The following is an 11,871-nucleotide window of genomic DNA, read 5'->3' as shown; positions in this document are numbered from 1 at the left end:
GCTGAGGCTGCAGTTTTTCCTGTCGGGTGGCATCAAGGACATTGACTGATCGATGCTGGCTGGCATGCGCTGCATCATTTGTGCAAACGCGGAATCGATCTTCGGCCAGCCTCTCGATGACGGCACTCCTGGACGTCTAGTCACTTCTCTGCCAGCATCGGTGAAGGCGAGTGTTACGTATCCGGACACTGTCACTCGATAACGCAGCACACCCTGCAGCAAAGTCGACAATTGTGATCTCCACAAATCTCATCCCGGCGGACGCCGCCGATCTCTCGATGTTCAGCGTAGAAAGGGTTTTTCGTACCCGTTGTCACGGATTTCGGATATCAGCACATTGTTAGAGGTGGGGGAGACCTTGGGCGGGGGAGGAGGCTTGGGCGTGGGTGCGTTTGGGTATCCGGCCGGCTTGTGAGGCGAGCCGGCCGGCGATAACGGCGTGTTTGAAGGCTGTCGCCATTTTTATCGGGTTCTGTGCTCTGGTGACTGCTGTGGCGAGCAGGACCGCGTCGCAGCCCAGTTCCATTGCCAGTGCGGCGTCGGAGGCTGTGCCGATCCCGGCGTCTAAAACTATCGGAACTGTTGCCCTTGAGGCGATTCGTTCGATGTTGTGGGGGTTTAGGATACCTAGCCCCGTCCCAATAGGGGATCCCAGTGGCATAACGGCAGTCGCTCCGAGTTGTTCTAGTCGTCGGGCCAGGATGGGATCGTCGTTGGTGTATGCGAAGACCTTGAAGCCTTTCGAGACCAGTGTTTCGGTGGCCTGGATGAGTTCCAGCGCATCGGGTAGCAAGGTTTGTTCATCGGCGATTACTTCAAGTTTTATCCAGTCCGTTGCCAGTGCCTCCCGCGCCAGTTCAGCGGTCATGACCGCTTCGCGGGCAGTGAAACATCCTGCCGTGTTCGGTAATATCCGGATCCCTTGCTCGTTGAGTAATTCGAACAAGGACCCACCCGTCTCGGGGTTGTACCTTCGCAGCGCCACGGTTGTCAGTTCCGTTCCCGATGCTGCTAGGGCCGCCCCCAGGCCTTCCAGGCTTGGGGCTCCCCCGGTTCCCATGATCAGCCGGGAGCTAAGCGCAACCCCGTCGATCGTTAACGCGTCGTTGTCAGTCAATGTTTCATCCTCCTTGGACGGCGGTAAGAATTTCGATGTCGTCACCGTTCTGGATGGTTACCTCAACCCACCGGGTGCGGGGTACGAGCTCGGCGTTGACTGCAACGGCTATGCCCAACTGCTTTTTATCGATTGGTTGCCCGGCATCGGTCAACTCACGGCCGGTCAGCTCGGTGATTAGGTGCTTGAGGGTGGAAACCGAAACGGTATTCCGGGGTTGTCCGTTTAAGGTGAAGCTCATAGGGCAATCCGTACTTCATCAGGAAAACTGTTATGACGGGAAGCATGAGGACGGGACGCTTCGGCGAAGTGCCCGGGGTTACTAAACCGGTCGGGTCGGAATCGCTCGATGTCGATCTCCGGTATCTTTTGGCTGATCAGGTCCGCGCAGAGGCGGGCGGTGATCGGTGCCAGCAGCACTCCGTGTCGGAAGAAACCGGTAGCGACCACAAGTCCACGCACCTCGGAGCCGTCTGGGTCCCTGCACCGGCCGAGTAGGGGAGCGTTGTCCGGGGTTCCCGGTCGGGGGCGGCAGAGGGCTTCGAGCAGTTCGAGTTCCGCCACTGCCGGGATCAGCGTCTGGGCATCTCGGAGTAGTTCGTAGACACCTCCCGCGGAAAGCCCCGCGGATCCGTTTTCCCGTTGGGTGGCACCTATCACCACCGTTCCATCCTGCCGGGGCACCACATATATGGACGACCCGCGGACCAACCCGCGGACCGTGGAGGTTATGAGCGGTCTAAGGTGTTCGGGTACGCGCAGGCGGAGAATGTCCCCGTACACGGGACGTAACGGTAGCCGTAGCCCTGTCGGCAGGCGATCAATGTTTACCGCGCCGAGCCCGTTAGCCAGGATGATCTCATCAGCATCAATCCGCGCTCCGTTCTTTAGCAACACACCGGTCACAGCAACACGGTCAGTAGCATCGTCATGGATAAGTGCGGAAACCGAAACGGGCACCGTGCGCGCGGTCGTCTGTTTGGCTAGTGCTGCTTGGAGGGCAACGGCCATTGCCCGCGGATCAACCTGATGATCCTCAGGAACCAGGAACGCTCCTGATAGCTGCGGGCCGAGCAGCGGCTCCCGACGCCTCGCCTGACTAGTGGTGAGTACTTCCACCTGAAGTCCAAGACTTGACTGGGCAGAGCGCAGGTCGGTCAGGGCCTGCCGATCCGCCGCATCGATACCGGCGACCAGGGTTTGCCTGCGCTGGTAGCCGGTCCCAATCCCGGATGCGGCCTCCAGCTCCGTGATGAAGTCTCGATATGCCCGGGCCGAGGGCAGCGTCAGGTCCAGCAAGGATTCTTCCTGATAATGGAACTCACTGACCGGGGCCAGCATCCCCGCCGCAGCCTGGGTAGCTCCGGAAGCGGGCGCGGGATCAATCAGCGTGACCTGGTGGCCGCGACGGCTGGCCTCCCAACCGATGGCCAATCCGATGATCCCGCCACCGACAATGACGGTGTGCGCGAGGCGGTCCGGGTTATGAATAGTCATCAGAGTCCTTCCTACGCCGGGCTTAACCGGTTCAGGTTCGTACGGTCGGCGTCGAACGCCCTCTCAGCCCTACCGACCGCGAGTGTAGGAACACTGGCGGAAGATCGGGCTCCCGTGGAGCTATTAGTCTAAGGCGTATGGCCTTTATCTCAGATGTTTTCCCCCTCCCGCCGGATCTGAACGACGGTGGCACGTCGTCAACGGTCAGTACGGCAGCCCTGCACCGGCAACAGTTCGCATCAGCGCAGTTGTACCTGTGCACGGATTCACGAAAGGAAAGGGGCGACTTCGCGGAGTTCGTCGACGCCGCCTATGCCGGTGGTGTGGATATCATCCAGCTTCGCGACAAAAAGATCGACGCAGTCGAAGAACTCGCCTGTCTCGCGGCTCTGCGTACGGCAGCGGATCGACACGGCAAACTCTTTTCCGCCAATGACAGGGCAGACATCGCCCGACTCAGCGGCGCACCGGTCTTCCACATAGGACAAAAAGATCTGCCAGTACCTGACGCCCGGCAGCTATTAGGCCCCGAACCGATCATCGGTCTATCCTGCCATTCCCCGGCCCAAGTCGCCGCTGCCATGACCACAAGTGGGCTGGATTACTTCTGTACCGGCCCTGTCTGGGCTACACCCACGAAACCTGGCCGTGCTCCCTCCGGGCTTGAATTGGTGCGTTACGCAGCAGCACGTTCGGCCGAGACCTCATCCCCACGGGCTTGGTTTGCCATTGGAGGAATCGATCACACCACCATCGGCCAGGTCGTCGAAGCCGGGGCCCGCCGGGTTGTCGTGGTACGAGCCATCACAGAAGCCGACGACCCATCCTCCGCCGCCAGGTCCCTCAAATCAGCCCTCCCGGCGCTCACCTAACCTTTCCACGTGTCAGGGCCGATCAACCTTTACCTTGCTGCATAAGGGACACACCGTTGATGAAACAGTCCCAAGCTGTGGCTCGGGTTGAGCTTTCGGCACCCGGGGTAGTTCATCCCTTGGATACAAAACGGAACTTAGAGCAAAGGACCAACAAATTCGGAGGCGCAGGGCTACTACAAGTACCGCAAAGGTCTCATCTCCGCGACCCGCCTGAGCAGGCAACGGTTGATCCCATGGCTACTTTGTGCTTTCTAGGTTTGGGGTAGAACGGGCTCGGGAAGGTAAACCTTGCCGCCTGAGGCGCGGAATTCGGCGGACTTTCCTGCCATCCCGGCGATAGCTTCCTGCGCCGCGGCGCCCCCGAATTGGTCCCTGATGTCCTGGGAGATCCGCATGGAACAGAATTTCGGTCCGCACATTGAGCAGAAGTGTGCAGTTTTCGCCGGTTCGGCAGGAAGTGTTTCGTCGTGGAACTGCTCAGCCGTCTCGGGGTCCAGCGAAAGCGCGAACTGGTCACGCCACCGGAACTCGAAGCGTGCCTTTGAGAGGGCGTCGTCCCGCTCCCCAGCGCCCGGGTGTCCTTTGGCTAGATCGGCGGCATGCGCGGCGATCTTATAGGTGATCACTCCTGTCTTGACATCGTCTCGATTGGGCAGGCCGAGGTGTTCCTTCGGCGTCACGTAACAGAGCATGGCGGTGCCGTACCGGGCGATTTCGGTCGCCCCAATTGCTGACGTGATGTGGTCGTAACCTGGCGCGATGTCGGTGACGAGCGGGCCGAGGGTGTAGAAGGGGGCCCCGTTGCACAATTCCTGCTGCCTTTCCACGTTCTCCCGGACCAGGTGGAAGGGGATGTGGCCAGGTCCCTCCACCATGACCTGGACGTCGTACGCCCAGGCCCGCTTCGTTAGCTCGGCAAGGGTGTCCAGTTCGGCGAACTGCGCGGCGTCATTGGCGTCCGCGATGGACCCGGGTCGCAGCCCATCACCGAGTGAGAAGGCGACGTCGTACCGGGCGAAAATCTCACACAGTTCATCGAAGTGCGTGTACAGGAAGTTTTCTTGATGGTGAGCTAGGCACCACCCGGCCATGATCGATCCACCCCGAGATACGATGCCAGTGACGCGCTCGGCGGTGAGGGGAACGTAGCGCAGCAGCACTCCGGCGTGGATGGTCATGTAGTCCACGCCCTGCTCGCACTGCTCAATAACAGTGTCGCGGAAGATTTCCCAGGTCAGGTCGTTAGCCTCGCCGTTCACTTTCTCCAGTGCTTGGTAGATGGGTACGGTGCCAATGGGCACCGGGGAGTTGCGGATGAGCCACTCACGGGTGGTGTGAATGTCATCTCCTGTTGAAAGGTCCATGACGGTGTCTGCGCCCCACTGGGTTGCCCACTGCATTTTGCTGACTTCTTCGGCGATGGAACTGGTGACCGCCGAATTGCCGATATTGGCATTGATCTTCACGAGGAAGGCCTTGCCGATAATCATCGGCTCCGATTCGGGGTGATTGATGTTGTTGGGGATGATCGCGCGCCCGGCTGCGACTTCGGAGCGGACCAGTTCGACGTCGCAATTTTCGCGTAACGCGACAAACCGCATCTCCTCGGTGATGACCCCGTGACGCGCGTAGTGCATTTGCGTAACGATCTTCCTGTCGCGGGAGCGCAGCGGGATGGGCTGCACACCCTTCCATTCCTGGCTGGCACGGCCCCGGCGGACCGCCGACTTGCCGTCGTCGAACAGGTTCCGTTCGCGCCCCTGATACTGCTCGACGTCGTCCCGGCCGTCAATCCAGGGCTGCCTCAGCGGCGGCAGGCCCACCACCGGATCACTACCTGGACCGGCGGTGCGGTAGACGCGAAGTGGTTCGTTAGGACGGTTGCCCGGTGAGTTGTCGAGGGCGATTTCCGTGACCGGTACAGCCAGCCCATGCTCGGAATCGTGAACATACGAAAGGGACTGCGAATTCATAGCACTCAAAGGTTCCTACTTCCTTCGCCGGCATTACCCGGACAGGTTCAACGGTCGCGGACTGCCTCAGCCCGATCTCAGCCCCTGCAACAGGGCACCCGTGTGGATAAAACGACCATAACACCCCTACCCAGAAAAGTGGGACCTGCGGTCCGGCCCCAACACAATGAACAAATTCGAATAAATCGATTCGAACGGGCAACTTGTGGGAGCAGTGAGTAATAACGATGGCCGTAGATAATCCGAGCATCAAACGCATCGCTTCCCCGGTATTACCCGGAAAGGTTCCTGCGGCCAACAATGCTTTCATTCGCCCTGTTTGGCTAGTAGACGCCCAAGCTCCCGTTCTACCGGAAATGACCGTAGTCTCGCTGCTGCCTACGCTTAACCCTTCGGAAACAGACACCCTGCAAAAGGGCTGTTCCTAACCGCATCCGTTGGGGACCCTGGCGCTGTTCTACGAACGGGATGCTGAAAGGCTAGGGTGGCAGTCAAGCACATCGCCCTGCGTCGCTATCGCGGGTATCAGCCGCGTTGACGTACGTTCATTGCGTGATACCGGTGCCGCCGGGGGTGGCCGTTGTCTCAGCCGTCTGCGCAACCGACGATCCCCGGACCGCAGCCGAATCGCTTAAGGAGGAATGGTGTTACTAGAGGCTTCAACACTGCACCGCATACCGCGGGTCCTCAGCATCGCGGGAACAGATCCGACCGGTGGTGCCGGGATCCAGGCCGACCTGAAAAGCATTGCAGCCATGGGCGGGTACGGAATGGCGGTCGTCACGTCCCTCGTGGCACAGAACACCTTCGGTGTCCGTTCCGTTCACACGCCGCCGGCACATTTCCTGATTGAACAGCTCGAAGCGGTCAGCGATGACGTCACTCTCGACGCCGTGAAAATCGGCATGCTGACAGATGCGGGAACCATCGCTGTCGTCCGGGACTGGCTCCGTCAAGTCCACCCGCCGCTGGTAGTACTGGATCCCGTCATGGTAGCCAGCAGCGGGGACAGGCTCCTGGCCGCCGACGCCGAAACCGCGTTACGGGAGTTGGTGAGCCAAGCGGATCTGGTCACCCCTAATCTTCCCGAACTCGCGGTCCTGGTGGATGAACCAGTCGCCGAGGATTGGCCTGCAGCTATCGAACAGGGCAAGAAGCTGTCCACGGCATCGGGAACAATTGTGCTCGTCAAAGGCGGCCACCTGTCAACAGAATCCAGTCCCGACGCACTCGTAGATGTCACCGGTCGGATAGGTAGTGCCAGCGAAAGCGTCGTGGAATTCATCCACCCTCGGGTTACAACCAAAAACACTCACGGAACCGGGTGTTCCTTGTCCTCCGCCGTCGCTACCGTCATGGCACGCACTGGTGATTGGGCCGATGCCGTCCGCCAGGCGAAGAACTGGTTACAGGACGCACTCACCCACGCCGACGAATTAGAGGTGGGACACGGCAACGGGCCTATCAACCACTTCCACCAGCTATGGGCCGCGGCCCATACCCTGCAGCACAACCAGGACAGCAGCACGCCTTAGGGAAGAGGGCGCGTCCTGTCGGTTTCGGGGCCGATAAGTCCGACGATGAATACGAGACTCCCGGCAAGAACTAGCCGTAGGTGATTCGGTGCCATCCAGAGGTGCCATCGGACTACCGACGAGGGCTCATGCCAGCTGGACTCCTACCCGGGGACCCAACCACCCGAAGGGTTGATCATCTGTGGATGAGTCGTCTTCACCGAGCGTGGGATCGGTTCTCGGCTCCGCTTTTTGGTCGTTCCCCGTCAGGGGTGGAGTTTCATTTCAATGAGTGGAACGGATTACGCTGCGGAGATCCGAGCTTGACGCGTGGGTCTATGACTATGACGGGTGTTCGTGGTCAGGGGGAGCTTGTTGTGGGTGGGGCTCGGATCTGATCCAGATGATTGTCTATGTCATCGAGGTCGCGTATGGCTGCGTTGAGGAGCCGCTGCGTGTAAGGGAATGGGTGTGTTGATGGATCGCAGCTTGACTCAGCGTTGACGCAAGGTTCCAGGAAGGTCAGAACGGTGTGGGCCAGGTGGTGGCGGATTGCTTCTTGATTGGCGAGGCGCTGGGTTAGATCGTCTATGAGGCGGGTACGTCCGTTGCTTACCGTCGGGGGGCCCTGAAGGCTTTCATGTGGGTTCGTCGTGATCGAGGCATCCACATGATCGCGGTTTGCAGACTCCGTTACGACCCACGGACCATCGACTACATGCAACGACGCTTGGCCGAAGGTCTCTCGAAAAAGGACATCCTCCGCTGCCTCAAACGCTTCATCGCACGTGAGGTCTTCAATGATAGGACCGTCCCGGGGCGGTTCATACCGCATCTGGCTGGCTCCGACGTTCACAAGGAGTGGCCGTCATCGTACCTAATCCGGTGCGTTATTCGCGGTGGCGGGTTTCATGATGGGTGTCCGCCGTGGGAGCGACCGTGCGGTCCCGGTCCCTTGAATTGACCGGATCTCATTGAGGAGGCTGTTCACCTGCGTAAGCCATCGGTGAGTCGAGCTTACGCCGCCAGAGACCGAGCCCGGGGGGGCTGCTGGCTGGCCGGCTGAGTCAGTGGCCGACATGGCTGATGTGTGCGGCCTCCTACGCCTATCTTGCCGTGATCTGGCTGAACCACAAGGCCGCGTTAACCCGGTCCGGGAGGTGGACATCGGCCTACAGTGGGCCAACCTGCGGGTCCTTCTCGTCGGCGACATGCTGCAGTGCAGCCAGGAAAGTCTTCATTTCAGGGCGCGATCTCCAGAGCACTCAGGTGCGGGTATTCCGCTTGCATATTTGGGCTGTGGACGTCTGTCGCCTGTCCTCAGTCGATTTTTGGTCGTCCGGGCGACGGTCTGGTTGTGGCCAGGCGCGTCCATCCGAGCCATTCCGCGGGACTGACTGAGGGAGTGCCGAGGAAGTAACCTTGCGCGGAGTCGATACCGAGTTCCGCGACTGTGGTGAGTTCGGTCTGGGTCTCGACGCCTTCGGCAATCAGCTGGGCCGAGGTTTCCTGCGCGAAGCTGACCATCGCGGTTCCGAAAGCCCTCTTGCTCCGATCGTTGTCGATGCCGGAGACGATACTGCGGTCGAGCTTGATAAGGTCGGGGTGGAGTTGAAGTATATGGCGCATGCTTGCGAAACCGGCGCCGGCGTCGTCGACCGCAATCCGCAGCCCGGATCCCCGTAGTTCCGCGAGGGCCAGCAGCAGAGGCGCATACTCAGGCACGGCGGCCATTTCGGTGATCTCTATGATTATGCGCCTCGGGGGTAGCCCGGATTGCAGCAAGATGTCGGACAGCCTTGGGTCAAGGCAGGCATGGGGTGAAAGGTTGACTGAGATGTACAAGTTCTCAGGGAGCAGCCCGGCCGCGCGCAATGCAGTTGCCATCGCAAGGAATTCAAGGTCTAACCCGCGTCCAATAGTCTCCGCCTCGGCAAACCACGTATCTGGTGGCCGGACGGGCGAACTGACAAAACGTGTCAACGCTTCAGCACCCACGACCGCGCCAGTATCCAAGGAGTAGATGGGCTGGAACGCGGTCACCAAAGCTCGGGTGGCAAGCACATTGTCGATACGGGCCCGCGCCTTTGCAGCAGTGAGGCGGCTTTCGGTCTGGTCCTCCTGTTTGGGTCCACCGAGCCGCGACGGGAGTCCGAAGATGGCCGACAACCGCCTACTAGCGACAAACGCCGACAACCGCCTACTAGCGACAAACAATGCCGCGCTGCAGGCGACTGCAACGAACCACCGCGCCGCGTAGAGTGGTCCGGACCGCGCGCGCCACCCGTGTGCGGCTGGCGGTCGCTGGCCGGGCCGCTGACGAAACCGTGTCGATGGTCGGTACCGCGGCCGTGGCTCCAGCCCGCTGGCCTGCTCCTGGTGTGAGGGTCGGGACGCCGTGATGGTGAAGCTCTTGTTTCCCGTCGTGGTCATGCTGTCTGCTCTATCCTGTCATGGGCTATTCTTACTGACGTCGGTGGCATCATGGCCGGCACAACGCAGAAGTCTGGTGCTGGGCCCCTGCTCCGGTGGAATACCAAAGACTCCATTGCGGAATGCCGGTTCGACCCTTATTCGATTCTCAATACAAGATCCCGTGCAGCACCGCCTGAGGAGCTGCACGCCGTGCAGTCCCTGTGTCCCAAGCTGGGAACCCCTCCCGCCTGCGATATCGACTTCTAACGGTTTCCACCTCGTGATTAGCGTAGGCGCCGATTCGGCCTCAAGAACCAGATGGTCGGTACGATCTGTGCAGACATTGGCCATCTACGTTCCAGCCGGTGCACGAAGCCCAATCGGTGTCGGCAACGTAGCTTCCTTTCCGGATATTCGACGGGGGACGGTCCCAGCCTGCGGGGCTCAGCGGTGAGATCTAACTCTCATACGCCGTCCCATATCGCCGGGTTCCCCTACAGTTGTCATTGAGCTATCCCGCAGCCGGATTCGGCTCCGGAGACGGGGATAGACCCGGCCAGGCATTGGAGGTCTCATGGAAAGCAAACTTCCAGCCACGCGTATGGCTGGGTCTGCACAGCGCAACCCACCTGACCAGAGCTTCACGCGCTACACCGTTCCGGCGTCGCACAGTCCGGAGGACAGATTTGAGCACTGGAGAACTTGGTTCGGGAGCGCTGTGGTGGCCCCGATACGGCTGGAGAAAACGGATGCCGTCCTAAGGTCCGGCTTTAACCCTTCGGCGGTAAGCCTGGACGGCCCGGGCTTCAGCCTGATCGAACTCGACAATGAACCGGCAAATGTCTATTGGAAGCGAGATCTTAGTTCGGAAGACTTGCGCCTCGTGCATTTTCGCGGGCCGTCGCTCACACTGAACTTTCATGGGCGGTCGGAGGCTGTTAAACCGGGAACCGTAAGGTTTTTAGACCTATCGTCGGCCGGGAGCTTTCTCGCTTCGGCCGGAATGCTTACATCGCACATCAACATCGACCGTGCGCAACTCGGCCTCGATGGAAAATCGATGAAGCGCCTGCTCGATGTGCCGGACCTTCGTGAGAACCCCTTGGTGCAGGCGCTGGTTATCCCTGCGCTGAATAACTGGCACCGAAGCGGGCTGGACAACGAAGCCAGCCGTCTCCAACCTGTTTTTCGGTCCATGATGACAGCGCTGACCAGCTCCCTCCTCGAGGTCTCGGCAGACAGCGGCGACCTCAGGCTGGCTAGGCTTGAGAACATTAAGAGCCATATACGCAGGAACTGCCACAATCCGGAGTTCGGTGTCGACGCAGTGGTTGACTACTCATTCCTTTCACGCCGCTCGCTCTACAGCCTCTTTCGGGACGAAGATCTGTCGGTGAACGGATACATCCGTGCCTTTAGGACGCTGAATGCTCTCGACCTTCTCTCAGACATGAACTCTCGAATACATTCGCTGAGGAACTTAGCGCAAGTAAGCGGATTCCCAAACCTTCAGGCTATGCGACGCGCTTTCAGAGACCTGACGGGGTGGTCATTAGGTGACGTGCGGGACAACCCGGAGGCTCGTCAGACCGGCGCCGCGGCACTGAGAGCGAGGACCTGGTTACACCAAAGTTCGTTGTCGCAACCGATTCAATAACGAAGGCATCCGGAACTGAACCGCTCTGGGTTTGATGGAGACTCGCGCTATTTGATTTCCACCAGTTGATTGTTGGTGGTTTTGCCAGCATAGAACGCCTGCTCGAATTCTGCGGGCGGAATGTCCCCGAGGTAGCCGTGGAGACGTTCAGTGTTGTGCCAGTGAACCCAGCCGAGGGTCGCTAGCTCGAGGTCCTCAACCGTTCTCCAGGGACCAGATCGGGTGGGGCCGCGGACGAGTTCGGTCTTGTAGTAGCCATTCACGGTCTCGGCCAGCGCATTGTCATAGCTGTCGCCGACGGTCCCGATCGACGGCGTCGCACCGATCTCGGCAAGACGTTCGCCGTAGCGAATCGACGTGAATTGACTGCCCGCATCACTGTGACAGCGCAAGTCACCATGGTGGGTGCCGCGGCCCCACCGTGCCATCTCGATCGCGTCGAGGACCATCTCCGTGCGCATGTGCGACGCGCACCGCCACCCCACGATCATCCGACTGAACACGTCAATGATGAAACAGACATACGCGACACCAGCCCACGTCGGAACGAAGTGAGGTGTGTCAAGGATGTGAGACAGCCGGTTAGTTTTTTCGGGGGTTAGGCAGCTGCGGGTAGCGGCTGGATTTGGGTCGTGAAGTTGGCCATTGCTGTTGCCGGGGGTAGCCCTTGATTGTTGCTGTGGGGCCGCCAGCGGTTGTAGAACACTTCGATGTAGCGCATGGTCGCCCGGCGGGCGTCCTGGCGGGTGGCGAAGCTGTGGTGGTGGTAGAACTCGTTCTTCAGGGTGGAAAACGCCGACTCCGCGGCGGCATTGTCATACGC

The 11,871-nt window shown here is 60.1% G+C and carries 9 protein-coding genes, 1 pseudogene and 2 riboswitches; of the genes and pseudogenes, 3 read left to right on the top strand and 7 right to left on the bottom strand.

What is annotated here, in order from left to right; all coding sequences use genetic code 11:
* Positions 1–340 precede the first annotated feature (340 nt).
* From DDA93_RS15295 to thiO, 3 genes are all read right to left on the bottom strand, one after another.
* Positions 341–1,117 (bottom strand): thiazole synthase, encoded by a 777-nt coding sequence (locus DDA93_RS15295; RefSeq protein ID WP_225668546.1) that lies wholly within the window; start codon positions 1,115–1,117, stop codon positions 341–343.
* A 4-nt stretch (positions 1,118–1,121) separates the two neighbouring features.
* Positions 1,122–1,358 (bottom strand): sulfur carrier protein ThiS, encoded by a 237-nt coding sequence (thiS, locus tag DDA93_RS15290; RefSeq protein WP_116779223.1) that lies wholly within the window; start codon positions 1,356–1,358, stop codon positions 1,122–1,124.
* Positions 1,355–2,614 (bottom strand): glycine oxidase ThiO, encoded by a 1,260-nt coding sequence (gene thiO, locus DDA93_RS15285; protein ID WP_116779222.1) that lies wholly within the window; start codon positions 2,612–2,614, stop codon positions 1,355–1,357. Before thiO ends, thiS begins: the two co-directional genes overlap by 4 nt.
* Positions 2,606–2,740, bottom strand: a riboswitch (TPP riboswitch). It overlaps the preceding gene by 9 nt.
* Positions 2,741–2,751: 11 nt before the next feature.
* Between thiO and thiE the strand changes: the two genes are divergently transcribed.
* Positions 2,752–3,486 (top strand): thiamine phosphate synthase, encoded by a 735-nt coding sequence (gene thiE, locus DDA93_RS15280; RefSeq protein ID WP_243400660.1) that lies wholly within the window; start codon positions 2,752–2,754, stop codon positions 3,484–3,486.
* Between the two features lie 254 nt (positions 3,487–3,740).
* On the opposite strand, the gene thiC is transcribed toward thiE, so the two are convergent.
* Complete coding sequence (thiC, locus tag DDA93_RS15275; RefSeq protein WP_116779221.1) at positions 3,741–5,462, bottom strand: phosphomethylpyrimidine synthase ThiC; 1,722 nt, start codon at positions 5,460–5,462, stop codon at positions 3,741–3,743.
* Between the two features lie 2 nt (positions 5,463–5,464).
* Positions 5,465–5,574, bottom strand: a riboswitch (TPP riboswitch).
* 529 nt (positions 5,575–6,103) lie between these two features.
* Between thiC and thiD the strand changes: the two genes are divergently transcribed.
* Positions 6,104–6,997 carry a bifunctional hydroxymethylpyrimidine kinase/phosphomethylpyrimidine kinase gene (gene thiD / locus DDA93_RS15270; RefSeq protein WP_116779220.1) on the top strand — a complete coding sequence of 298 codons (894 nt, stop codon included), beginning with the start codon at positions 6,104–6,106 and terminating at the stop codon, positions 6,995–6,997.
* 1,299 nt (positions 6,998–8,296) lie between these two features.
* Here the strand turns inward: thiD and DDA93_RS15255 are convergent.
* A complete protein-coding gene (locus tag DDA93_RS15255) occupies positions 8,297–9,409 on the bottom strand; it encodes an EAL domain-containing protein (protein WP_116779219.1) in 1,113 nt (370 codons plus the stop codon).
* Positions 9,410–9,965: 556 nt separating this feature from the next.
* Here DDA93_RS15255 and DDA93_RS15250 point away from each other — a divergent pair.
* Positions 9,966–11,048 carry an AraC family transcriptional regulator gene (locus DDA93_RS15250; protein WP_116779218.1) on the top strand — a complete coding sequence of 361 codons (1,083 nt, stop codon included), beginning with the start codon at positions 9,966–9,968 and terminating at the stop codon, positions 11,046–11,048.
* A 47-nt stretch (positions 11,049–11,095) separates the two neighbouring features.
* Here the strand turns inward: DDA93_RS15250 and DDA93_RS15245 are convergent.
* Positions 11,096–11,599: pseudogene (locus tag DDA93_RS15245) on the bottom strand (IS3 family transposase); the annotation flags it as partial.
* 47 nt (positions 11,600–11,646) lie between these two features.
* Positions 11,647–11,871: integrase core domain-containing protein (locus DDA93_RS15240; protein WP_165802656.1), on the bottom strand; the 225-nt coding region annotated here is incomplete at its 5' end.

Origin of the sequence: Arthrobacter sp. Bz4, assembly GCF_003075455.1 — a bacterium.
Lineage (GTDB): Bacteria > Actinomycetota > Actinomycetes > Actinomycetales > Micrococcaceae > Arthrobacter_D.
The sequence above is the reverse complement of the archived record's forward strand: the minus strand, read 5'-3'. Positions and strand labels throughout refer to the sequence as shown.